At 30.5% G+C, this 25,153-nt stretch carries 23 protein-coding genes and 1 pseudogene; 12 read left to right on the forward strand and 12 right to left on the reverse strand.

The annotated features are described in order from the left end of the window. Window position 1: 1 nt before the first annotated feature. From frr to FBF15_RS01670, 5 genes are read left to right on the forward strand one after another with little or no spacing between them, the layout of a single operon-like run. Complete coding sequence (gene frr / locus FBF15_RS01650; protein ID WP_079254734.1) at window positions 2-565, forward strand: ribosome recycling factor; 564 nt, start codon at window positions 2-4, stop codon at window positions 563-565. A gap of 2 nt (window positions 566-567) precedes the next feature. Then, window positions 568-1,176, forward strand: coding sequence for an orotate phosphoribosyltransferase (gene pyrE, locus FBF15_RS01655; RefSeq protein ID WP_002857434.1), 609 nt, complete (start codon window positions 568-570; stop codon window positions 1,174-1,176). Next, window positions 1,177-1,587: an RDD family protein gene (locus FBF15_RS01660; RefSeq protein WP_002872938.1), complete on the forward strand. Its 411-nt coding sequence runs from the start codon at window positions 1,177-1,179 to the stop codon at window positions 1,585-1,587. A gap of 13 nt (window positions 1,588-1,600) precedes the next feature. Beyond that, complete coding sequence (locus FBF15_RS01665; protein WP_002851758.1) at window positions 1,601-2,623, forward strand: ribonucleotide-diphosphate reductase subunit beta; 1,023 nt, start codon at window positions 1,601-1,603, stop codon at window positions 2,621-2,623. After that, window positions 2,610-3,983: a nicotinate phosphoribosyltransferase gene (locus tag FBF15_RS01670; protein ID WP_165434538.1), complete on the forward strand. Its 1,374-nt coding sequence runs from the start codon at window positions 2,610-2,612 to the stop codon at window positions 3,981-3,983. The genes FBF15_RS01665 and FBF15_RS01670 overlap by 14 nt, the downstream gene beginning before the upstream one ends. Here the strand turns inward: FBF15_RS01670 and FBF15_RS01675 are convergent. After that, complete coding sequence (locus FBF15_RS01675; protein ID WP_002872936.1) at window positions 3,952-4,500, reverse strand: gamma carbonic anhydrase family protein; 549 nt, start codon at window positions 4,498-4,500, stop codon at window positions 3,952-3,954. The genes FBF15_RS01670 and FBF15_RS01675 overlap by 32 nt on opposite strands. Window positions 4,501-4,588: 88 nt before the next feature. Between FBF15_RS01675 and FBF15_RS01680 the strand changes: the two genes are divergently transcribed. Beyond that, window positions 4,589-5,218, forward strand: coding sequence for a protein-L-isoaspartate(D-aspartate) O-methyltransferase (locus FBF15_RS01680; RefSeq protein WP_002851780.1), 630 nt, complete (start codon window positions 4,589-4,591; stop codon window positions 5,216-5,218). Window positions 5,219-5,236: 18 nt separating this feature from the next. Here FBF15_RS01680 and FBF15_RS01685 read toward each other — a convergent pair whose 3' ends face one another. The 11 genes and pseudogenes from FBF15_RS01685 to FBF15_RS01765 form a co-directional block, all read right to left on the reverse strand. Continuing rightward, a complete protein-coding gene (locus FBF15_RS01685) occupies window positions 5,237-6,424 on the reverse strand; it encodes an aspartate aminotransferase family protein (RefSeq protein WP_074485628.1) in 1,188 nt (395 codons plus the stop codon). 3 nt (window positions 6,425-6,427) lie between these two features. Continuing rightward, window positions 6,428-7,273: an acetylglutamate kinase gene (argB, locus tag FBF15_RS01690; RefSeq protein WP_074485626.1), complete on the reverse strand. Its 846-nt coding sequence runs from the start codon at window positions 7,271-7,273 to the stop codon at window positions 6,428-6,430. A gap of 3 nt (window positions 7,274-7,276) precedes the next feature. Further along, window positions 7,277-7,723: an N-acetyltransferase gene (locus tag FBF15_RS01695; RefSeq protein WP_002860626.1), complete on the reverse strand. Its 447-nt coding sequence runs from the start codon at window positions 7,721-7,723 to the stop codon at window positions 7,277-7,279. A 9-nt stretch (window positions 7,724-7,732) separates the two neighbouring features. Continuing rightward, window positions 7,733-8,761 (reverse strand): N-acetyl-gamma-glutamyl-phosphate reductase, encoded by a 1,029-nt coding sequence (gene argC / locus FBF15_RS01700; protein WP_002872933.1) that lies wholly within the window; start codon window positions 8,759-8,761, stop codon window positions 7,733-7,735. Window positions 8,762-8,848: 87 nt separating this feature from the next. Next, a pseudogene (locus FBF15_RS09405) lies at window positions 8,849-12,301 on the reverse strand (S6 family peptidase). A 41-nt stretch (window positions 12,302-12,342) separates the two neighbouring features. Then, window positions 12,343-13,434, reverse strand: coding sequence for a DNA adenine methylase (locus FBF15_RS01740; protein WP_002874903.1), 1,092 nt, complete (start codon window positions 13,432-13,434; stop codon window positions 12,343-12,345). A gap of 38 nt (window positions 13,435-13,472) precedes the next feature. Beyond that, the gene (infC, locus tag FBF15_RS01745) at window positions 13,473-13,991 is read right to left on the reverse strand and encodes a translation initiation factor IF-3 (RefSeq protein ID WP_002851726.1); all 519 of its coding nucleotides are present in this window, start codon (window positions 13,989-13,991) and stop codon (window positions 13,473-13,475) included. Next, the gene (thrS, locus tag FBF15_RS01750) at window positions 13,988-15,796 is read right to left on the reverse strand and encodes a threonine--tRNA ligase (protein ID WP_002898796.1); all 1,809 of its coding nucleotides are present in this window, start codon (window positions 15,794-15,796) and stop codon (window positions 13,988-13,990) included. Before thrS ends, infC begins: the two co-directional genes overlap by 4 nt. A 131-nt stretch (window positions 15,797-15,927) precedes the next feature. After that, entirely contained in the window at window positions 15,928-16,731 is an 804-nt protein-coding gene (locus FBF15_RS01755; protein WP_032592228.1) for an undecaprenyl-diphosphate phosphatase, read from the reverse strand. 73 nt (window positions 16,732-16,804) lie between these two features. Continuing rightward, the gene (locus tag FBF15_RS01760; RefSeq protein WP_087696188.1) at window positions 16,805-18,802 is read right to left on the reverse strand and encodes an oligopeptide transporter, OPT family; all 1,998 of its coding nucleotides are present in this window, start codon (window positions 18,800-18,802) and stop codon (window positions 16,805-16,807) included. A 182-nt stretch (window positions 18,803-18,984) separates the two neighbouring features. Then, on the reverse strand, window positions 18,985-20,331 hold the full coding sequence (locus FBF15_RS01765; protein WP_002854418.1) for an SLC13 family permease: 1,347 nt from the start codon (window positions 20,329-20,331) through the stop codon (window positions 18,985-18,987). Window positions 20,332-20,574: 243 nt separating this feature from the next. On the opposite strand from FBF15_RS01765, the gene FBF15_RS01770 reads away from it, so the two are divergent. The 6 genes from FBF15_RS01770 (at window position 20,575) to dapB (ending at window position 25,152) form a co-directional block, all read left to right on the forward strand. Next, entirely contained in the window at window positions 20,575-20,898 is a 324-nt protein-coding gene (locus FBF15_RS01770) for a DUF4878 domain-containing protein (RefSeq protein ID WP_002854421.1), read from the forward strand. Window position 20,899: 1 nt separating this feature from the next. Next, window positions 20,900-21,472 (forward strand): YiiX/YebB-like N1pC/P60 family cysteine hydrolase, encoded by a 573-nt coding sequence (locus FBF15_RS01775; RefSeq protein WP_002825721.1) that lies wholly within the window; start codon window positions 20,900-20,902, stop codon window positions 21,470-21,472. Window positions 21,473-21,570: 98 nt separating this feature from the next. Next, window positions 21,571-21,918 (forward strand): hypothetical protein, encoded by a 348-nt coding sequence (locus tag FBF15_RS01780; RefSeq protein ID WP_002867117.1) that lies wholly within the window; start codon window positions 21,571-21,573, stop codon window positions 21,916-21,918. Between the two features lie 134 nt (window positions 21,919-22,052). Further along, window positions 22,053-23,180 carry a hypothetical protein gene (locus tag FBF15_RS01785; protein WP_002869065.1) on the forward strand — a complete coding sequence of 376 codons (1,128 nt, stop codon included), beginning with the start codon at window positions 22,053-22,055 and terminating at the stop codon, window positions 23,178-23,180. After that, window positions 23,180-24,361, forward strand: coding sequence for an AAA family ATPase (locus FBF15_RS01790; protein WP_002860636.1), 1,182 nt, complete (start codon window positions 23,180-23,182; stop codon window positions 24,359-24,361). Before FBF15_RS01785 ends, FBF15_RS01790 begins: the two co-directional genes overlap by 1 nt. A 62-nt stretch (window positions 24,362-24,423) precedes the next feature. Continuing rightward, entirely contained in the window at window positions 24,424-25,152 is a 729-nt protein-coding gene (gene dapB / locus FBF15_RS01795) for a 4-hydroxy-tetrahydrodipicolinate reductase (protein ID WP_002860637.1), read from the forward strand. The last annotated feature ends 1 nt before the right edge of the window (window position 25,153 follow it).

Below are 25,153 nucleotides of genomic sequence, written 5' to 3' on the forward strand. Positions count from 1 at the left end.
AATGATAATGCTAAGTGAAATTTTTAACAAACAAAAAACCCAAAGTGAAAAATCTTTAGAAGCCTTAAAAAAAGACTTCACCACTTTAAGAACTGGAAAAGTTAATACCCATATTTTAGATCATATTACAGTGGATTATTACGGAACTCAAACTCCTTTAAATCAAGTAGCAACTGTTTTAGCAAGCGATGCTTCAACTATTAGCATCACTCCTTGGGAAAAACCTTTACTAAAAACCATAGAAAGTGCTATTGCAGCTGCAAATATCGGTGTAAATCCAAACAATGACGGCGAAAGTGTAAAATTATTTTTCCCTCCGATGACTAGAGAGCAAAGAGAAGAAAACGTAAAGCAAGCTAAAGCTATGGGTGAAAAGGCAAAAGTTTCTATAAGAAATATACGCAAAGATGCCAACGATGCAGTTAAAAAACTAGAAAAAGATAAGGCAATAAGCGAAGATGAAGCAAAAAAAGCTTATGATGAAGTGCAAAAACTTACCGACGCCTACACAATAAAAATTGATGAGAGTGTAAAAAGTAAAGAAAGTGAACTTTTAAAGGTTTAACGATGAATTTAGGGCAAATTTATAAAGATTGTGGTGCTTATTTAGAAGACCATTTTTTACTAAGTTCAGGTAAACATTCGCAATTTTATCTTCAAAGTGCAAAAGTTTTAGAGAATCCAAAATTAGCAGCAAAACTTTGTGACGAACTTGCAAAGATTATTGCAAGCTATAAGATAGAATTTGATAGCATTTGTTCTCCTGCTTTAGGTGGAATTTTAGCAGGTTATGAGCTTGCGAGAGCTTGTAGTAAACGTTTTATCTTCACTGAAAGAGTAAATAAAGAAATGACTTTAAGACGTGGTTTTGAGGTGAAAAAGGGTGAAAAATTTATAATTTGTGAAGATATCATTACTACAGGTGGTAGTGCTTTAGAGAGTGCAAAAATCATTGAAAGTTTAGGTGGCATTGTTGTAGGTTTTGCAGCATTGGCAAATCGTGGTTTTTGTGCAGTAGAAAATTTAAAATCTCCAAGAAAAGATAATGCGAAATTACCTGAAAATTTACCACTCTTTACTCTAGGAAATTTTGAATTTGAAATTTATGATGAAACAAATTGTCCACTTTGTAAAAAAGGGAGTAAAGCTATAAAACCAGGAAGCCGTGGAAATTAAATGAAAACTAAAGCAAAAATTAGCTCTAGATGGCTAAGATTTAGAGCTTTGCTTATAGATATTTTTCTTATTTATGTTCCTATTTTGTATTTATTTTATTTTCTATTAGGCTCTAAAGAATCTTTTTTAAACAACCATTTTATCACAACTTTATGTACTTTTTTATTTGGTTTGATTCAAGCTATTTTTTTAACAAAAAAGGCACAAAGCCCAGGTCTTAAAGCATATGATTTATATCTTATTGATATAAAAACGGGAAAGAAACTAAGTTTTCTTAGAATTTTACTAAGATATGTGATATTTATTATAAGTTTTGGCTTACTCTTTGGTTTATTTGTCAGTTTTGTAAGAAAAGATCGTTTAAATTTACACGATATTTTAACTCAAAGTTGTATAGCTACTAAAGCATAAAGAAAGGTTAAAAATGCAAAGAAAAAGAATTTACAATCCAAGTTCAAACGAAACCTTAGGAGATCGTAAAGTTTTTGATGGTAACCCACATGGAATTTTAAATTTTACTAAGGCAAAATATACTTGGGCTTTAAAACTTTGGGATTTAATGGAGGCAAATACTTGGTTTCCAAAAGAAGTGGATACAACTAAAGATGCACTTGATTATCGCTGTAATTTAACTGCAGGTGAAAAAAGAATGTATGATTTGGTTTGGAGTCAGCTTATTTCTATGGATAGTTTTCAAACCAATAATTTAGCAGACAATATCAACCCTTACATCACAGCTCCTGAAATCAATGCAGTTTTAGCACGCCAAGCTTATGAAGAGGCAAACCATTCAAAATCTTACGCTGTTATGGTAGAAGCGATTTGCGATAATACAGATTTGATTTATGAAATGGAAAAGCATGATGAAACTTTGCGTGAAAAAAATGACTTTATTTCAAGCATTTATGAAGAATTAGCAGGCGATGTAGATGATAATAAACTTCTTTTGGCTATGGTGGCAAATCAAATTTTAGAAGGAGTATATTTTTATAGTGGTTTTACTGCCATTTACGCACTTGCACGTGCAGGAAAAATGCTAGGTTCAGCACAAATGATCCGCTTTATCCAAAGAGATGAAATCACACATCTTTTATTATTTCAAAATATGATCAATTCAGTACGCAAAGAAAGACCTGATTTGTTCCATGATGAAAATATCAATAAAATTTATGATATGTTTAAAAAAGCTGGAGATCTTGAGATCAAATGGGGTAAATACATCACTCAAAATCAAATCATGGGCTTTACTGATGATATCATAGAAGAATATATCCATTATCTTGTAGATCAAAGATTAAGCGCGATCAATTTAGATAAGTTATACAATGCAAAACATCCTATTAAATGGGTAGATGATTTTTCAAAATTTAACGATCAAAAGAGCAATTTCTTTGAAAGTAAAGTAACGAATTATTCTAAGGGTAGTATAAGCTTTGATGACTTCTAAAACTTCTTTAGCCTTGCTTTGTGATTTTTATGAATTTACAATGTCTCAAGGCTATTTCAAAAACAATAAAAAAGATCAAATTTGTTATTTTGATATATTTTTTAGAAAAATTCCAGATTCAGGATCTTTTGCTATTTTTGCAGGTCTTGAAGATATTTTAGACTTTGTTGAAAATTTGAGTTTTGATGCAGAAGATATAGAATTTTTAAGAAAACAAGGTATTTTTGATACAGAATTTTTAGATTTTTTAGCTAACTTTAAATTTAAGGGTGAAATTTATGCTATGCGTGAAGGAGAAGTGATTTTTCCAAACGAACCTTTGCTATGTATTAAAGCTACAACCATAGAAGCACAGCTTTTAGAAACTTTTTTACTTTTAAGTTTAAACCACCAAAGCCTTATTGCTACCAAAACCAATCGTATCGTGCGTGCAGCTAAAGACAGTAAAATTTTAGAATTTGGTTCACGCAGAGCACAAGGAAGTGAAGCAGCCTTAAAAGGAGCAAGAGCAGCTTTTATAGGAGGTTGCATAGGAAGTGCTTGTACTTTAGCAGGAAAAATTTATAATATCCCTATCAATGGAACTATGGCACATTCTTGGGTGCAAATGTTTGAAAATGAACTTGAAGCTTTTAAAGCTTATGTGAAAATTTATCCAAAAAATCCTGTTTTTTTGATTGATACTTATGATTGTCTAAATAGCGGACTTAAAAATGCGATTAAAGTTTTTAAAGAATTTGGTATCCAAGAAGGCGGTGTGAGAATAGATTCTGGAAATTTACTTAAGTTGAGTTTGAAAATCAGACAAAAACTTGATCAAGCAGGACTTCAAAAATGTAAAATCATAGTTTCTAACGCCCTTGATGAATGGAGTATTAAAAAACTCAAAGAACAAAATGCACCTATTGATATCTTTGGTGTAGGTGAAAGATTGATCACTGCTTCAAGTGACCCTATTTTTAGTTGCGTTTATAAACTCGCAGCCTTAGAAGATCAAGGCATAAAACCTAAAATCAAAATCAGCGAAAATAACGAAAAATCAACCCTACCTCATTTTAAAAAGCTTTTTAGGGTTTATGATAAAAACACGCAAAAAATCCTTTTTGATGAGCTTTATGTTTTTGACGAAAACCCAAATCAAGATGAAAATTTAGAACGCAAAGAACTTTTAGAATTAGTCTACAAAGAAAAAAGACTTCTTAAAAAGTCATCTTTAAATACTATTCAAGATTATACAAAAGAGCAAATTTCAAAACTCGATGAGAGTTTTTTAGATCTTGATCGTTTTGTGAAATTTGAAGTAAAACTCTCACCTAAACTTCAAAATATCACTGAAGATCTTTTAAAAACTCGTTTTTAAAATCCACATAATTTAAAGCGGATTGTTTTAGAAAGCTTATTTCTTCATCGTTTAATTCACGCACAAATTTTGCAGGATTTCCAAGTATCAAAGAGCGTGGCGGAAATTTTTTACCCTTTGTTACAACGCTTCCAGCACCCACTATGCTATCTTCTTCTATCAAAGCATTGTCCATGATAACAGCATTCATTCCGATTAAAACACGATTTTTTATCACACAAGCATGGATAACGCAATTATGTCCTATGGTTACATCATCTCCTATTATCGTAGGAAAACCAGCGTCTTTTAACTTTCCTTTTTCATCAAATTCCCTATGCCAAACATGCACCGTGCTAAGATCTTGAATATTGGTTCTTTTGCCAATTTTTATAAAATTAACATCGGCTCTTAAAACACAATTAAACCAAATACCACTTTCATCTCCTATTTCTATTTCTCCTATGATTTTAGCGCCCTCTGCAACAAAAACATTTTGACCTAGTTTGGGACTATGATTTTTAAATTTTATAAGCATTTTTTTCCTTTTTATTTAAGTATAGCTAAGTTTAACTCTATTTCAACTTTTTTAGTTACAATTTTTATTTAAATTTATAGGAGAAGTAATGAACGCATTTGAACAAAAAAGATGTCAAAATATGGCTGAAGAAATTGCACAAAAAGTTTTTATCAATGAAGAACTTTTTAATGCTTTTTGTCAAATTCCGCGTGAAATTTTTTCTCCTTTAAAAGCCCATGCTTATCGCCTTGATGCTTTGCCTTTGGCAAATTCTCAATGGATTAGTTCACCTTTAACTGTAGCTAAAATGACTATGGCCTTAGATTTTAAAAATGCTGATAGTATTTTAGAGATAGGTTGTGGAAGTGGCTATCAAGCTGCGATTTTAAGCAAAGTCATAAGGCGTGTTTTTACCATAGAACGCATAGAAAATTTAGCCAAAAAAGCCGCTCAAACTTTCAGAGAATTAGAACTTTTTAATATCAATGTAAAATTTGATGATGGGCAAAATGGCTGGAAAAATTATGCTCCTTATGATAGGATTTTATTTTCTGCTTATGCGACACAAATTCCTGAAATTTTACTCGATCAATTAAGCGATGACGGGATTTTAGTCGCTCCTATTTTACACAATGGCAAACAATTCATCACACGCCTTAGAAAAAATGGCACAAATTTACAAAAAGAAATTTTAGAAGAATGTTTATTTGTGCCTATAGTAGATGGAAAAGAATAAACTTTTTTACAAAATTTATTAAAAACTCTTTAGAGCCTTTCTTAACTTTTCGCTCATTTCATCAATATGTTCTTTTTGCAAAATTAAAGGAGGTAAAAATCTCAAATCATTCTCTCCACAACTTATCAGTAAAAGTGCATTTTCTTGGCATTTTTGAATGACCTTGAATACTTTTACACTTTTATCAAGACTCAGCCCTTGCATAAACCCTAAACCTTTGCGTTTTTTACAAAAATCAAATTCTTTGATCAACTCATCTAAACTTTGCTCTAAATAAGGCGTGAGTTTATTGACATTTTCTAAAATTTTTTCTTCTTTAAAAATTTCAAAAACTGTATTCACTCCTGCACAAACCAAAGGATTTCCCCCATAAGTGCTACCATGATCGCCCGCTTCTAAAGAATTGCTTGCTACCTTTTGATTTATTACAAAAGCACCCACACTAAGCCCACAACCCAAGGCCTTCGCTGAAGTCATGATATCAGGCAAAATTTGTGCGTGCTCATAGGCAAAAAATTTTCCACTTCTACCCATACCACATTGAATTTCATCAGCGATTAATAATATATCTTTTTCATCGCAAAGCTTTCTTAAGGCTTTGTAAAAATCTTTATTTGCAGGATTTATCCCACCTTCTCCTTGCACGCTTTCTAAGATAATGGCACAAGTTTTTTCATTTACCAGTTTTTCAACGCTTGAAATATCATTATATTTTGCAAATTTAACCCCTGAAATTAAAGGCTTAAAAGGCTTTTGATATTTTTCATTAGCAGTAAGCGATAAAGCCCCTAAAGTACGCCCATGAAAAGAATGCTTAAAAGCGATAAATTGTCCACTCTTAATGCCTTTGTTAAAGGCGTATTTTCTAGCTGTTTTCATCGCTCCTTCTATACTTTCTGTACCAGAATTTGTAAAAAAAACACGCTCTAAAGCACTAGCTTTGGCTAAATTTTTAGCTGCAGCAGCTATATTTTCATTATAATATAAATTGCTAGTATGCAAAAGCTTATCCACTTGCGCTTTGATTTTGGCATTAAATTTAGCATGATTATATCCTAAAGCACAAACACCTATGCCACTTGAAAAATCAAGATATTTTTTAGCCTTATCGTCAAAAAGATAAACCCCCTGCCCTTTTTCTAAAACTATATCAAAACGCTTATAGGTAGGGATAATATGACTTTGTTCTTTATAATCCATTTTCATCCTTTAACCCACCAAAGTGCCTATACCTTCATCGGTAAAAAACTCAAGCAACAAAGAATGTTTCACACGCCCATCTAAAATATGTACCTTTTTGACTCCATTTTCACAAGCATCAATGCAAGATTTTAATTTTACATGCATACCACCTTCTATTTTAGGAGCTAAAATTTTAGCCTGTTCAAGGCTGATTTTAGAAATTAAAGAATTTTTATCATTAAAATCCTCATAAAGCCCTGCAGTATCAGTTAAAAAAGCAAGTTTTTCAACCCTTAAAGCCTTAGCGATCGCACAAGCTGCGTCATCAGCGTTGATATTATAAGTATTAAAATTCTCATCCATGCCAATAGGAGCAATGATAGGTAAAAAATCTTTTTCCAAAAGCTCTTCTAAAATTTTCGAATTTACCTTTTGTATCGTGCCAACAAAAGCTAAATTTTCATCTTTTTTCACACATTCTAAAAGCGCGCCATCTTTACCACAAAGCCCTATGGCTTTAACTCCTAAATTTTGCAAACTATGGACTAAATTTTTATTGATATGATTTAAAACCATACTGGCTACTTCAGTAGTGGCTTTATCACTAACCCTAAGACCGTTTTTAAACTCACTCTTTACGCCCAATCTTTCACACATAGCAGAAATATCTTTTCCTCCACCATGTACAATGATAGGATTTAAACCCACAAGTTTTAAAAGAGCTATATCTTGCATCACACAATGCTTTAGCTCCTCATTTTCCATAGCTGATCCACCATATTTTATAAGTATAATCTTGGAATTAAATTTGCGTATATAAGGCAAAGCTTCGATTAAGACATTAGCTTTTTCTAAATATTTTTGCATGATCATTCCTTAAGCATTAAAGCTGGTTTGATTATACTCATTTAAAGAAAGATCGTAATAATTCGCATCCTCTCTTAAAGTAAAACCATAATGTTTCCAAAACTCATTGCCTAAATCATTGTTTTTAAAAGCGATTAAGGCGATTTTATTAATCTTTTGAGCTTTTAAGGCCTCAAGACAAAATTTAGTCATCTCGTGTGCTATACCCTTTTTTCTATGATCTTTATGCACACATACATGATAAAATCCCCCTGTGCGTCCATCATGCCCGCAAAGTATGCTTCCTACAATTTCTTCATCAATCACTGCTACAACGCTAAGATTTGGGTTTCTATCTAAAAAATTTTCTATATTTTCTTTGCTATCATCAATGCTTCTTATCCCAAAGCCTTTTATCTCACACCAAAGCTTATAAACGGCTTCATAATCGCTTTTTTGCATAGCTCGTATTAACATTTTTATCCTTTACAAATTTGCAAAGAATTTAAGTCCTTCATCTTCATCAAAATCAAACATTAAATTCATATTTTGAACAGCTTGTCCTGCTGCACCTTTGATTAAATTATCAATAGCACCAAGCACAATAACACGCTTTGTACGTTGATCTATACTAAAATTTATATCCGCAAAATTGCTTGATTTAACCCACCGAGTCTGCGGAAGCGACTGCGGCGGTAAAAGCCTTATGAATTTATTGTTTTGATAGTATTTTGTATAAATATCGCGTATATCTTGTTCTTGCAAGTCCTCTTTTAAATTTGCATAAGCACTGATTAAAATTCCTCTTTGCATAGGCACAAGATGAGGGGTAAATTGTAGAGTGATTTTCTCTTTGGCCGCATAGCTTAAATGCTCTTCAATTTCAGGAGTATGGCGGTGCGAAGCTAAATTATAAGCTTTGATATTTTCATTAACTTCACAAAAAAGATTTTCCACCTTTGCACTTCTTCCTGCTCCACTTACTCCACTTTTTGCATCAATAATAACTGAGTTAAAATCAATAATCTTTTCTTTAAAAAGCGGATAAAGACTTAAGATAGAACAGGTGGTATAGCAACCTGGATTTGCCACCAAACTTGCTTTTTTTATCTCTTCTTTATAAAGCTCGCAAAGTCCATAAACTGCATTTTGCAAAAGCTCTTGATTAGGATGAGTGAATTTATACCAAAGCTCGTAATCTTTAGGATTTTTAAGACGAAAATCCGCACTTAAATCAATGATTTTCATCTTTTTTAACAAATTCTTATTTAAAAGCTTAGCACTAAATTCATGCGGAGTAGCCAAAAACAAAAGATCAAGCTCAAGTTCATCTAAATTTTTATTTTCAAAACATAAATTTAAAGGGGTATTCGGATAAAGATCTTGATAATTTTGTCCCGTGCTAGAACTCGAACCTAAATAAGAAATTTCAACCTTGGGATGATTAAGCAAAATGCGAACAAGTTCATTTCCCGCATAACCACTCGCTCCTAAAATCCCAACTTTTATTTTCATCTTTATCCTTTAAATGTAAAAGTAAGCATTATAAACAAAAAAGCTTAAAATAAAAATACAATTTTTAAATTATTTTTTATTTAAAAACTATATCTTAAAATTAGCATTTGCACTCCAATCTACATTTAAATCGCCAAAAAATGTCTTTTCAAATTCAAAACTAAAGCGTGTTTTATCGTTAAGCTTATAATCATTTCCTAAATTTATAAACATTCTTTGATCTTTTTTCCTTCATATCTTCTCTGACTTGCTTGATCCTCCAAGATTTGATCTCCTGCTTTAATCGGATCCGCATACAAACCAAGTCCTGTTCTAAAATTTAAATTTTAATTTTGACTTCCTATAAAAAATGCTGTTTTTACGACTAAAGGAATATAAGAAAATCGTTTTAAACTAGCAATATCTCCTTTTAGATCCATAGCTCCTACATAACCACTGATAAATTCCAAACTCGGCTCAAGATAAAATTTATCATAAGCTTTTCTATAACCTAACTCAGCACTTAAGATAATATTATGCGAACCATCATTATCATCTAATCTACCTTGATTTCCTGGAATAAAATTTGCATTTATTTCATTTTGATAATAAATATATCTAAAACAAAATCACTATAAAAACCTTACTCCACTGTAAAGCTCGAAATTCGAATACTCGTTTAATTTATCATGTCCGCTTTGAATTTCAAAGTATTTTCCACTATTATACTCATCACTCGTACCCCATCCAAAAGTTCTTAACCATACACCACTTTCATAAGGATTATTGCGTAATTCCCCCATTCTTTTATGCATATTATCCCACTCCTATCATGGAGCCTAAAATAGCTTGAGCAAGTATAGATTTAGTTTTTACAATAGCTTGAGTATTATCATTAGTAAAAAAATATTCATCTTTAATCTTAGAATCAATTTTTTCTAAATTCCACTCTGGGCAAAATTTTCTTCATTATGAGAAAAAACAACATTTGGGGTATACGTACTAAAACCTTGCTCACATTTGGCATAGTAAAAAATTCCTTTGTTAAATGTTTATTTTCATCTTTTAAATGAGCTAGTAAGATATTTAAACCCGCTTTTTACTAGGATTATTAAGAAAAATTAATACTAAAGTATTATTTACTCCTTGTGTGCTTTCCTTAGAATTAATATAATCTGCTTTAGAATTTTCAAAATCCGCATTGATTTTAAATATTGTATTATTTGCACTTAATTTTTTTGCATCAACTTTCCTATAAATAGCACTTTTTTCTACTTGAAGATTGCTCATTTATATATGAGACTCAAGCAAAGAATCTTTAATCGCAAGATTTTTTTTGCGTATCATTGATACCTTTGATATTACCACTAAAAAATGTGTTTTGCAAAGTAACATCAGAATGATCAAGATTTAAATTTACACTAAAATAAACCTTTTCTATCTTAGCATTTTGGGTATTTTAAAGCTTTTGCTCAAAAGCCATTTCTTTGCCAACTCCTGTTTATACAACATCTCCATAAGAATAATCATCAGTCTTATCAATAATATTTTCCCCATCTTTTTCATCGATCCACAAATTTTTACTTCCAAGCTCTATTTTGGAATTTTTAGCATTAAGGTTTTCTACTTTTAAGCTTACATTACGCCCTAAATAAAACTCGCTTTTTTTCTAAATTAAGCTCTTTTAAAACAAAAACCCTATCTTCCCAATCTTCTTGTGTAAAACTTACAGGCTTAGTTAAAGCACTTAAACCATGTTCTTGAAGTTTTTTAGCTTGTTCTTTGCTTACATAAGCGTGTATTCTAGCATGTCCTTGAAAATTTAACTTGGCATTTTCTGTCCTAAAAACACCTTCTTTATTGTAAATATTACCATCAAAAATCAAAGCTTTATCTGTATTAGCACTAATTGTTATGGCCTCATCTGAAAAATATTGCCATGATAAAGATAATTTTGCTTGTTTTCTAAATTTAAATTTGCCCCTGCTTTAGAGCTTGTGATAAAAACATTATTAGAGTTAGCTTTAATTTGATCAAATTTTAATGTTAAGCCCGATAGATCCAAAGTTCCACCATTCATATAAATTTCGCCAAAACTTCAACCTTCACCCTCAAGACTTACCTTGGTCCTCACCCATTCTAAGTCCTGTATCCACACTTTGACTTTTGACAACAAGCTCTCCTTCACCCATTTTATAAAGAAAATCATCTTTTTTGGTTTTAACATTATATTCTACCTTGAACCCTTATCAGCATAAATTCCGCCATGTATAAGCCATTTATCGCCTGTTATTTGCCAATTTGAATTTTTATCAAATTTAAAACACTAGCGCCTAAATCCACATCGCTATTTAAATTTATACTTCCATTTTGAGAAAAATACAAATCCTTGCTATTTTGCATTTCTTCAATTCTCTTATCACAATTATTTTTATCATCAAAAGAATTTTTATAGCTTACATAACCCACATTAGTCTTAGAAATCAAACTTACATTTTCTATTTTTTTACCATCTTTCACCAAACCATCGCTACTAAGTGTATAAGTTCCAGATCCTATGGCTACTTTATGAGCATTTTAAAATTCATTGATCTTTACTTGATTGATCAAAGCATAATCAACCTGTAAACAAGTATATCCATAGTAAAATGGACATTACAATTACTCGTACTTACCACACCCACTAAATACCATTTTTATCCATCTTATCATAAACACTCCACTTCCAGAATCCCAGGATATTAAAGAACTTGTAAAAGAATTTCTTTTATCATTGGTATAATTAAGAAATTGCAACTTAAAACGCTTATCTTCAGTATTTTTAGGAGTTAAACTGACAAAACCTCCTAAATTGATTTCATTAGAATCAAAAATCTTAATGGGTACTTTATTTGTATCTTCAAAACCTAAAGCTACAATACCACTTCCCTCTCTTGCAAAGTACTCATAACGCGAACTATCAAAAAGCTTGCCTTTACCTTTTGAATAATCACATTTTCCACTTTGACAACTATCCCAAAATGGATCCTTGTATTCATAAATATCTCCACCATCGCCAGAATTTTTTTCAATAAGATTTAAATCTTTACTCAAATTTGCACTTTTATTGAGACTAATCTTACTCATTTTTAAAACAGCAAAATCCACATTTTCTTTTTTATAAGTAAAATTATCACTTGAGCTTACGATTCTATTTGCTACCCCTCCAAAGTGTAAAACACTACCTTGTTTCACATAGCCTTTATTTACTTCCCAGTATTTAAACTTGTACTCATATGAGAAGCGCTGACTATATAAGATTGTCCTATATTGGTAAATTCTCCTTGGAATTTTCCTCCACGATTTGAAGTAGAAAAATCAATCATAGGCACATTAAAAGAGATATTTTGACTAGGATTTTTTGCTAAAATTTAAAAGCCAATTTGACCTACTTGAAATTTGCCTTTATTACTGGCAAAATCAAGATATTCTTGAAAATAACTTTGGATCAATAGCTGAAGCAAAAAGATAGTTAGAAAAACCAAATGCCATTAATGCACAAAAAGATAATTTTAGTTTCATAAATCCCTCCTCATTTTTAAGTGCAATTTTAGCACGAAAAACTAATTTTTAACTAAAATATAAAGTTGCTCATGAAGATGGATGTTGCGATTTTTAAGATTGCGAGAAGCTCTAAAAGTATTATATTTTTGCTCTAAAATCCGGCATTTTCCAAGAGTGCTTAAGCGCTTTAAAAAAATTTCTTTTTTTACAAAACCTTCACAATTATAAGAAAGTAAAATCACTCTTGCTTTTAAATCATTAATAAGTTCAAATAAAGCATCTTGGGCAAATTTTGACTTATTAAAAGTACTGCGGTTCCAATCCTTTGGAATGCCACTGATTTTAGAAATTTCTTCAGGTTTTTTATAATTTGCAATTAAATTTAGCATAAAATAATTAGAACTATAAGGGTGCTGATTATAAGGGGGGTCAAGATACACTACATCAAAAAAATCAAGTTCTTTTGCAAGTATGTTTGCATCCTTTTGCATCACTTCAAATTCACAAGAAAAATTTGAAAAAATAGGCATTTTAAGCTCTATTTCTCCTTTAATGCGTTTAAGTGCATTTTGTCCTTCGCCACCAAATTTTCCGATGCCATCCTTACCCTTATAAAAACCTTTAAAAACTCCGCTAGTATTTGAATGAACACTGGCTTCATAAATCAAAGGAGCTATAAAGAAATGCCTCAATTCTTTTGGAATTTCATTTTCGATTTTTTGCCTTATAGTATCAAGATATAAAGCATTTTTAAAAGTATAAAAAACCCTTTCATTTTTTTTAATATCATCATCATCTTTTGGAGCATAAAGCTCACTGATAAAACCTTTTTGAAAATCTAAATTTTGGATTAAATTTTTATAATACTTTTTTATATTTTGAAGTAAATCTTTGTCTTTATTAGCAAGATAACACTCATTGATGAGTTTTGAATAATCTTCTAAATCATTGGCTAAAATATAATTTGAGTGTGCTTTTGCAAAACGACTTACAACACCTGAGCCACTAAATATATCACAAAAACTAAATTTATCTTTACCAAGTTCTTTTTTAGCTACCTTAAAGCCATTATTTAAAAAACTTAAAAGTGCTCTTTTATTTCCAAGATAAGTTATAATTTGCTCTTTTAAAAAAGAAGGATTTTCTTTCAAAATTTAAAACCTTTAAAAGCCTTATCCACAAAAGTGGATTAAGCTTTTTTTGGAGTTACAAGCATATTTACATAACGACCTTCAAAATTTGGCTCTTTGTCACGATTAGCTTCATTTTCTATCATAGTCCAAATTTTTTCAAGCAAAGCTACACCTGCTTCAGGAGTTGCCATTTCACGTCCTTTTAAGAACACACGAAATCTCACATGCTTACCTTGTTCTAAAAATTCTAAAGCATGTTTTACCTTGTAATTAATATCATTTTGAGCAATTTTTACAGAAAGTTTGATTTCTTTTATATCAATCACTTTTTGTTTTTTCTTTGCTTCTTTTTGTTTTTTCTCTTGTTGATAACGGAATTTACCATAGTCCATGATCTTGCAAACAGGTGGCTTAGCATCTGCAGCTATCATTACAAGATCAAGTCCTAAACGATTTGCAATTTCTAAAGCTTCATCACTACTGATAATACCATAAACTTTGCCATCATCGCCAACACATCTGATTTCATCCGCTCTTATTTCTTCATTGAGCAATACTTCTTTTTCTTTACTCAAAAGTGTACCTCACTCATTTTCTCCTTAACTAATTTAATAAATTCGTCCAAGCTAAGATTTTTTTGTTCTTTAGCTCTTCTATCTCTTAAAGCAACGCTACGCTTTGCCACCTCATCATCGCCTAAAACTAAAATCATAGGTAATTTTTGCTTTTCAGCGATACGAATTTTTTTACTTAAGCTCTCATTTTTTTCATACACCTCGCTATCGATATTAAGCTCTAATAATTCTTTTTGAATTTCTTTTGCGTAAGCAATATGTGCTTCGCCTATTGGCACTATACCCACCGCAGTTGGTGCGATAAAAAACGGAAACTCACCCGCACAATGCTCGGTTAAAATTCCTATAAATCTTTCAAAAGAACCTAAAATCGCACGATGCAACATTACAGGTTGTTTTTTTTCATTATCACTATCAGTGTATTCAAGTTTAAAACGACTTGGCAGGTTAAAATCTACTTGTATGGTTCCACATTGCCACTTTCTTTTTAAAGCATCGGTGATTTTAATATCAATCTTTGGCCCATAAAAAGCCCCGCCACCTTCATCAATACCGTATTTTAAACCTTGTTCATCTAAAGCTTCTTTTAAAGCCTTAGTCGCTATTTCCCAAATTTCATCATCACCTATGGCTTTTTCAGGTTTAGTTGAAATTTCCATTTCATAGCTAAAATCAAATAATTTCATCAAATTATCCACAAAAGCTAAAATTTCTAAAACCTGCTCTTTAATCTGACTTGGCATACAAAAAATATGTGCATCATCTTGAGTGAATTCTCTCACTCTAAAAAGTCCGTGCAAAACCCCACTTTTTTCATGACGATGCACTACGCCGTATTCAAAAAATTTCAAAGGCAAATCACGATAGCTTCTTACATCACTTTGATAAATTTTAATATGTCCCACACAGTTCATAGGCTTAATACCATACTCTTGTTCATCAATTTGTGTAAAATACATATTTTCTTTATAGTTTGCATAATGCCCACTGATTTTCCATGCATCTGCTTTTAAAAGCTCAGGCCCACGCACAGGCTCATAACCACGCAAACGATGAATTTTATAAAGCATATGTTCAAGTTTAGATCTAAGTCTTGCACCATTACTTAACCAGATAGGAAGGCCTCCTCCGATCTCATCATCAAAAGTAAAAAGTTTAAGCTCTGTTCCAAGCTTTCTATGATCGCGTTTTTTAGCTTCTTCAATAATGGTTAAATACTCTTTTAAACTTTCCTTATCTGCAAAAGCAGTCCCATAAATTCGAGTAAGCATTTCTCTTTTTTCATCGCCACCCAAATACGCTCCTGCAACACGAGTGAGTTTAAAAAAGCGTAAAAATTTCGTATTTGGCACATGAGGACCACGACACAAATCTTCAAATTCACCTTGTTTATAAATACTTACAGCTCCATCAGGAATACGCAATAAAACTTCTTGTTTTAAATCATCATTTTGAAATTTAGCCAAAGCTTCGTTTTTTGTGATTTCATATTTTGAAATTTCAATCTTTGCTTCAGCAAGTTCTTTCATCTTTTTTTCAATTTTTACTAAATCTTCTTCGCCAATCTTACTTTCTACACGAAAATCATAATAAAATCCATCTTCTATAACAGGACCAACGAAAAATTTAGCCTCAGGATACAAGCTCTTAATCGCCTGTGCCATCAAATGCGCACAAGAATGGCGTATCACTTCTAAACTTTCTTTAGAATTATCAAAATAAATTTCTTTTAAATTTGTATTTTTCACACTTTGAGAGTCAATTATCGTCTCATTGTCCAAATACGCAATAACTTCTTTTTCCATATTTTTAACCCTTTGTCGCTCACTTACCCTGTGAGTGTTTATAAAGTTCTAATTTTAACTTTCTAAGACTTAATTATTTTTGAAATTCAGCTTATTTTTAAAAAAAATCTTAGAATAAATTTAATATTTATTTATAGCTTAAATTCACTTCCAGCATTTAAAATCCCACTATAATACAAATAAAAGAAAACAAATCCCAAAATAATACGATAAATTCCAAAAGGGATAAAGTCGAATTTAGAAATAAATTTTAAGAAAAATTTTATAACTAAAACTGCAACAATAAAAGCAGTGATAAAACCTATGCCTAAAGGAATTAAAGAATTTGCATTGCTAAGAAGCTCAGGCTCTTTATAAATGCTATAAGCTGTAGCGATAATCATCGTTGGAATGGCAAGCAAAAAACTAAACTCAGCCGCAACTTTTCTATTAAATCCTAGCAAAAGTCCACCAATAATACTTGCTCCACTTCTTGAAGTACCAGGAATCATGGCTAAAGATTGAAAAATACCTATGCAAAAAGCTTGTTTAAAACTTATTTCTTCTAAAGAATTGATACGATATTGTTTATTTTTATGTGCAAGTTCTATAAGAATAAACACAACACCGCCAAAAATGAGCATTCCAACCACAACCCAACCATTAAATAAAGCATTTAAGTATTTTGCCACAAAAAGCCCTATAACTCCGGTAGGAAAAAATCCAACTGCAAGTTTTAACCAAATATCAAGCCCTTGAAACAATTTACGCCAAAATACAAAAATGACCGCCAAAATAGAACCAAGCTGGATGATAATCAAAAAGCTTTTCCAAAACTCATCTATATCGATACCTAAAATAGTCGTACCTAAAATCATATGTCCTGTTGAAGAAACAGGTAAAAACTCAGTCAGACCTTCTATAATTCCAAGTATTAAAGCATATAAATTTTCCATTTTAATCCTTGAATGATAATTGCAAAAGAAAAATTATATCAGAATGGATTAAATGGGGTTTTAACCCCAAAAATTAAGCATCTTTTTTAACAATACGCTTAATGAAATATAATACAACTCCCACAAAAAAGATAAGTGCGAAAAGCTCGCTATCATGAAAATTTGCTAAATTTAAAGCTAAAGGATTTTCACTACCACCCATACTTACTGAAAATACAGTAATTCCTGCGATAATTACCCCAAAAATACTTTCACCCACTATAAGTCCTGAAGCAAAAAGCGTGCCTCTTTGCTCACAACTTGCAAGTTTTTCTTCTTTATGAGAATTTTTTGCATATTTTTTAGTCAAGTGTTGCATTACAATATATTTTAAAATTCCGCCTATAACTAAAGGTATATTTACAGCAGGGGGAAGGTAAATACCTATTCCAACAGCTAAAGGCGGCAAAGACATTTTCTGTGTTCTTCTTAAAATTTTATCTATAATAATCATTAAAATTCCTACAAATACACCAAAAGCCATATAACCCCACTCTATATTGTGATGAAAAATTCCTTGGGCGATAGTGCTCATTAAATTTGCTTGCGGTGCTGCTAAAGCTGATGAAGCATCCATACCTTCTCTTGGCATTGCTCCGACAAAACCATAGGCTTGATAAAGCAAATTTAAAACAGGAACTATAGCCAAAGCACCAAAAACACAGCCTACAAGTAAAGCAACTTGTTGTTTCCAAGGAGTAGCTCCGACTAAATGTCCTGTCTTTAAATCTTGTAAATTATCATTCGAAATAGCAGCTGTAGCTAAAATAACACTAGTAGTAAAAATAGCTAATGCTACTGCAAATTTAGAAAGCATAGGATCTTGAAAAAGTTCCACACCTAAAACCAAAAAAACAATAGAAGAAATAATAACACCAATAAGTCCGATTCCAGAAATAGGACTAGAAGAAGATCCTACAAGTCCTGCCATATATCCGCAAGCTGCTGCAACAAAAAAACCTATTAAAACAGAAACTAAAGTTCCAACAAATGAAAATAGCATTTGATAATAAATACTTAAGTTAGCATCTTCAACAAAACTATAAAAAGTAATAAATAAACCCACAACCATTAAAACAAAAAGTATAAAAATACTTTTTAAAGAAAGGTCTATATTTGTTCTTTCATTTTTTTCTTGATTAGTAATTTTAACATTTTTAACAATTTCTTTAATACCTTTAATAACGGGTTTTAAAAGTTCTATTAAAGTCCAAAGCGCTGCTATAGCAATAGCTCCTGTTCCTATAAGCCTTACTTTAGAACTCCATACGCTAGAAGCTAAATCTACGGCATTTTTTGCACTATCGAATTCAAAATTTGAAAGATAGGGAGTAAAAATACCCCAAGCTAAAAACATACCTACAAAAAGAGCTATAGCACCTGCTAAACCAACTAAGTAACCTGCCCCTAAAAGTGCCAAAGAATATCCCATAGAAAAACCAAAAGCCATTTTATTCCAAATAAAAGCAAAATTACTCTCACTTGCAGCGAGTTTAAAACCATTGCTTAACAAACTAAAAATAGCAGCTATAAAAGAGCCTAATGCTATTTCTTTAATGCCTTGTTTTCCTTTTTTACTACTCTGATCTTTATTGGCTACTTTTAAAATTTCAGCTGCAGCTCTACCTTCAGGATAAGCAAGCTTGCTTTCAACCACCATAGTCCTTCTTAATGGTATAGTAAAAAGCACTCCAAGTCCGCCACCACAAAGACATATCATAAAAGTTTGCCAAAGTGGAAATTCACTCCAATACCCACACATAAAAAGCCCTGGGATAACAAAAATAACTGATGATAAAGTTCCTGCTGCTGAAGCTTGAGTTTGAACCATATTATTTTCTAAAATATTTGAAGTCTTAAAAAGACTCAAAACCGCCATGGAGATGACCACAGCTGGAATTGATGATGAAAAAGTAAGTCCCACTTTTAACCCCAAATATACATTTGAAGCTGTAAAAATAATAGTTAAAATACTTCCCAAAATCAAACCCCTTAAGGTAAGTTCTGGTAAATTTTGTTTTTTGTACATCATTTCTCCGTTTTAAAATTTACCTTCAACTTAAAAAATATTCTTATAAGTTTAAATTTATAATTTTTCTCTAAAGTAAAATAAAATAATACAAAAAAACGCTTATATTTTTATAAATTTTTGACTCAAAAATATCATAAAACAATGAGCTAATCATTGAAAAATCAAAAGTTCTTTTATTTTAATTATATTATCCCAGCTACCTCAGCAAAAATCAAGCAAATAATACTTATACCCCATATATAAAAAAAGCTTCTTTTGATATGATCTCTAATATTAACCTCTGCTAAACCACAACCTAGCAAAGTTGCAGGCACAACAGGAGAAATAAATGTCGCACAATTTCTTGCTATCACCATGATAATAGCTATAGTCAAAGGTTCAGCACCAAAAGCCTTAGTTACACTCAAAACTATAGGCATCACTCCATAAAAATAAGAATCCGTACAAAAAATAATTGCCATTGGAACAGCCAATATCCCTACCATTAAAGGAATATAAGTACCTAAATAATCTGGAACGAAATTTAAAATCAAAACACCCATTTTCTCCATAATACCACTTTTATCAAATACGCCTATTAATATCCCAGCACCAATTAAAGTAATATACATAAGCATTGCACCAGCACTTGCACGATCTAAAACTTTTTTAGCTATTTTTAAATTAGGATAATTAAGCGGTAAAATTATTACAAGCCCTATCATAAAGCAAATATAACTAGGAATAATACCACTAATTAAAAGCCCAATAACCCCAATAGTTACAAGCAAATTTAACCAAAACCATTTTTCATTATGGTGCTCGCTTTTTTCTATATTTAATTTTATTCCCGACAAGTTACCTGCGCCTGCGCCTCTTTTTATTTCTATCTTAGCAATCCAAATTGCCAAAAGAAGGGATAATACTAAACCTACAATCTGAATAGGTATAATATGGTGCCAAAGCAAATTTGCATCCATTCCTATATTAGTAGCCGCTCTTAAAGTAGGACCACCCCAAGGAATAACATTCATAACCCCCATAGCTGAAGTAATAATCAATAACATTGAAGTCTTTCTTATACTTAAACGCTCATAAATAGGTAATAATGCAGGTATTACAATAAGAAAAGTAGAAGCACCCGAACCATCTAAATGTACAGCAGCAGCAATAAAAACAGTAAGAATGCAAACTTGATATATATTAGCTTTCATTTTTGATAAAAATGCATTTAAAATTTTAGTAAAAAAACCACTTGCATTTAAAACACTAAAAAAGAGTATAGAAAAAACAAACAAAGCTGCCGTATCCGTTACGCTTTTGACTCCATCTTTAATAAAAACAACCAATGTTTTAATATCAAAAACACCTCCTTTAACCCCTAAAGCTACACCCACGCCAAAACCAAGCCGTTCAAGAATAAGTAAAATACAAGCTACACTAATACTTACACTTATAAAAGCTAGTGCTGGAGTAGTATAATCTTTTAGCAAAAGCCAAACTATCAATCCTAACGAGAAAAAACCCAATAAAGCTAAAAAAATTTCCATATCCTATCCTTTTGTATCATTTTTATTCGATAATAAAATAGGATATTTTAACTCCAACTTATATGTGTTTAAATTTATAGCTTTTTTAAAAAAATATATTTTCTAATGTAACCATTATAAACAAGAATAAAAAAATAATTTTGAATTATTTTGCTATAATTATGAATATTTTAATTTATACTATCAAAAGAAAAAAATGAAATTTTTTAAACTTTCTTTCTTGGCTTTAGTTGCCTTTTTTTAGTGGCTTGCGGTTCTTCAAATCCTGAAGATTTAGCTAAAAATTTTACAAAAGATCTTTACAGTGGTAATACTAAATCTGTTATGAGTTACATTGATCTTAGCGAAGCTAAAAGCGATGAAGAAAAAACATTTGTTAGTGATAAAATCACTCAAGTTGTTGCTGAAAATGCAGCCAAAGCAAAAAGAATGGGTGGTGTTAAAAATATTCAAATTGAAGAAAAAACAATCAATAAAGATTCTGCTAAAATCAGAGTTTTAGTGTTATTTAACAATGATAATAATCAAAGCAGCAATGTTTTTCTTGCTAAAAAAGATAGAAAATAGCTTGTTTTACTTAAATAAAATTTTATATTTTTTCTTAATTTTATTTTTATTGATTGGAATTTTGGGTTTCTTTATAAATTCCAATCCTTCAAATCAAATCATCAAAAAACCCTATCTACCTTTTCTTGAAATAGGTGATCTTGTCTTTCGTGCAGGAATAGGAAGTGAAAGTTTTTTAATAGAAAATTTAAGTCAAAGCCCTTATTCTCATATCGCTATGGTAGTTAAAACTTCTCCAACTATACTCATACATGCTACAACAGATGATGACAAAAATGCTAAAAACCAAGTTATCTTAAGCTCTATGGATGATTTTTTAAAACTGAGTCATAAAATTGCTATTAAAAGATTAAAATTTGATGAAAAAACCAAACAAAAAATAGTTGCTAAAGCTTTGGAACATTTAGGCAGAAAATTTATCATAAGTACAGATAAAGATGCTTTTTACTGCACTACTTTTTTAGAACAATCTATTAACTCCATTACCCCATTTCATCTTCAATATACTCTAATCAAAGCTCCTTTTAATGAAGGTTTATATCTTTTTCCACAAGCTTTTTTTGAAAATAATTAAAGCGTATTAATTTTATGAAAGTCAAAAATTTTTAATTTCACATTCACTTCACTTAAAAATTTTATAATGTCATCACTTTACATTAAGGAGAAATAATTATGAAAAAAAGTATTTTATTCGCATCAGCACTTTTAGCTAGCTCAATGCTTTTTGCAGATAGTCTAAAACTTGAAGGTACTATTGCACAAATTTATGATAACAATAAAACCTTGCTTATTGACTCTATTTATGGCGGACAAATGGCTATAAAAGTTCTACCAAATACCGAAATAGAAATGGATGATTGTGGTATTTTTGGAACAGATAAAGATGGAACTTTTAAAGATTTACAGGTTGGAAATTTTTTAGAAAGTAAAATTTCTTATGGAATACCTGCTACACCAAATACTCAGGCTATTCCAGTAGCTAGAAAAATTGAAATTCAATGTTATAAAAAAGCTTATTAATATAAATCCCTTAACAAGGGATTTATAAAAATCATTCTTCGGCAAACTACTTCATTACTCTTAAATAAAAATTTAAACTCTTTTTTAACAAGCAATTTATAAAATAACACTTATATTTTCATCTAAGGCAAATAATGAAAAAATGGATTTTTATTGTTTTTTGTTTTATATTAGGTTTTATTATTCATATATTTTATATAGGATACACTAACGAACTTTTATTTAATAAATTTATTAAAAACAGCAATCCTGATTATACAATTACAGATATTTACTTCAAAAAAGGTTTTTTAACCTCTAAAGGAAGTTTTACTTTAAATCACTCTCATACACAGCTTTCAACCAAAATCAACCTTAAATTTAATAATTATTTTTTCTTAAATAAAATTATAAAAGGAAATTTTACAAATCCTTTTGATTTTTTAGATAAAGTGTTAAAAAACAATAAATTAGGAACTTTTACTCTCAAATTACACGATAACAACTCTAAAATATTTCTAAATATTAAAGATATAAATTTAAGCAATGAAGGTGGAGATACCATCATAAACGGCGGATATATTGAAGCTTTAATGAATAAAAATTTAGAAATTAAAAACATTAAAATACATTTTGATATGATTAATTTTTCTCAATTTTATACTAAATTTGTGTTGCAAAATTTAAATTACGAACAATTTTTTAACAATCCTGTACAATTTTATGAATTAAATTTATTTAGCAAAAGCCAACAACAAATCAACTTTGATTATCTTGTGTTAGATAACAATAAAATCAATTCTTTTTATAGCAAAAATCTAGTAAATTTTAATGAAGAAAATTCAACAATAAACTTAAACATACAAGGAAAATCCAATGAAATTGATATTGATCTTAAATCTTTATTGGGTCAGAATTTAAATTTTGACAAAACAAAATTTAATATAACCATAAATAAATTTCTTAACTCAAATTTCAATATCTCTCATTTTATTCAAAAAAATCTTGATCTAGAAATACAAAATTTAATTCTTGAAAAAAATAAACAAAATATCAGTCTACAAGGCAATTTAAATATTAACAACTCTTATCAAGCAAAATTACAAGTTATCAGTTCAGATGAGCCTGATGAAATTTTTCCTTGGACAAAAGATTATGGAGGTTTAAATCAATATTTTTTAAAAGAAAATAATAACTTTTTTCTAAATTTATCTTATGATAGCTTAGCCAATCCTCAACTAAAAATTAATGGTAGTGAATTTTCAAATATGGATTTAAATTAATGAGCCTAGCTTTGACCTTTCGCCCTGAAAATTTTGATGATATTTTAGGACAATATGAGCTTATAGAAATTTTCAAAAAATTTACTGCTTTACAAAAACTTCCTCATAGTATTTTTTTTGGAACGGCAGGTTCTGGAAAAACAACTTTTGCTAGAGTTGTAGCCAAAGAATTTGGCTTAGATTTTTATGAATTTGATGGAGGAAATTTTAAACTCGAAGAACTAAGAAAAATTTTAGATAATTATAAAAATAGTCTTTATAAGCCTTTAATTTTTATTGATGAAATTCACCGCCTTAGCAAAACCCAACAAGAAATGCTTTTAATTCCTATGGAAAATTACCGTTTAATTTTAATCGGCGCAAGCACTGAAAATCCCTATTTTGTTCTAAGTTCTGGTATAAGAAGTCGTTCCATGCTTTTTGAATTTAAATCTTTAGGGGTAAAGGAACTTGAAACTTTACTCTTGCGTGTACAAGAAAAAATGAAATTTAGTATTGATAAAGAAGCTAAAGATTTTCTACTGAAAAGTGCTGATGCAAGAGCTATGCTAAATTTGCTTGAATTTGTCTTGGTTTTAAATGAAAAACATATCAGTCTTGAAAATCTTAAAAAACTTCGCAACACCATAAATAGTGAAGGTGTTAGCTCAAAAGATACACATTATATTTTAGCAAGTGCAATGATAAAAAGTTTACGCGGAAGTGACGTTGATGCAGCTATTTATTATCTTGCAAGACTTATTGATGCAGGAGAAAGTGCGGATTTTATCGCTAGGCGTTTGGTGATTTTTTCAAGTGAAGATATCGGAAATGCCGATCCAAATGCTTTAAATTTAGCGGTTTCGACTCTAGAGGCTGTTAAAAATATAGGTTATCCTGAAGCAAGAATTATCCTAGCCCAATGCGTAGTTTATTTAGCAAGCACAATCAAATCTAATGCAAGCTACAAAGCTATCAATGAAGCTTTAAACTATGTAAAAAATAATGAAGCTTTAGAAATACCTAATTATCTTAACAACAATCATCAAGAAAAACAAAACTATCTTTATCCACATGATTTTGGTGGCTGGGTAGAACAAAAATATCTTAGTAAAAATTTAAAATTTTATCATAGCAAGGGCTTAGGAGAAGAAGCAAAATTGTTAGATAATTTATATAAATTAAAAAACCATAAAGCTTAATTTTATTATTTAAAATTTACAAAATAAATGCTAAAATCAATATTTTATTTTCAAGGAAAAAGATGATTAAAATAGGAATTTATGGCGCTAAAGGACGAATGGGAAAACAGATTGAAGAATGTTTAAAAAGCGAAACACAAGCACAAATTTCGATACTTTATGATAAGGGTGGAAATTTAGGAGAGCTTTTTGAAAAAAGCGATGTGATTATTGATTTTTCTTCCCCAAGTGGAACTCATGAGCTTTTAAATTATGCAAGAACTATACCTAAACCTTTGGTAATAGGTACAACAGGGCTTGATGAGAAAATTTTACATTTGATGCAAAGTGCTAGTGAAGTGATGCCGATTTTTTATGCGACCAATATGTCTTTAGGTGTTGCGGTTTTAAACTATCTTGCTAGTAAAGCCAGTCAAATGCTAAGAAATTTTGATATAGAAATTTTAGAAATGCATCATCGCCATAAAAAAGATGCACCAAGTGGTACAGCTATGACTTTAGCTCAAAGTGTAGCAAAAGCTAGAAATTTAGAACTTGAAAAAGTAAGAGTAAGTGGAAGAGATGGCATTATAGGTGAAAGAAGCAAAGATGAGATTGCCGTGATGAGTTTAAGGGGTGGCGATATAGTAGGACGTCATACAGTAGGTTTTTATGAAGATGGAGAATTTTTAGAACTTAATCATACCGCTACTTCAAGGGCGACTTTTGCTAAAGGTGCGATTAAAATCGCTATTTGGCTTAGTAAGCAAGAAGCAAAAATGTATTCAATCAATGATTTTTTAGGAATTTAAA

Source organism: Campylobacter sp. CFSAN093233 (assembly GCF_011068165.1).
Taxonomy (GTDB): Bacteria; Campylobacterota; Campylobacteria; order Campylobacterales; family Campylobacteraceae; genus Campylobacter_D; species Campylobacter_D jejuni.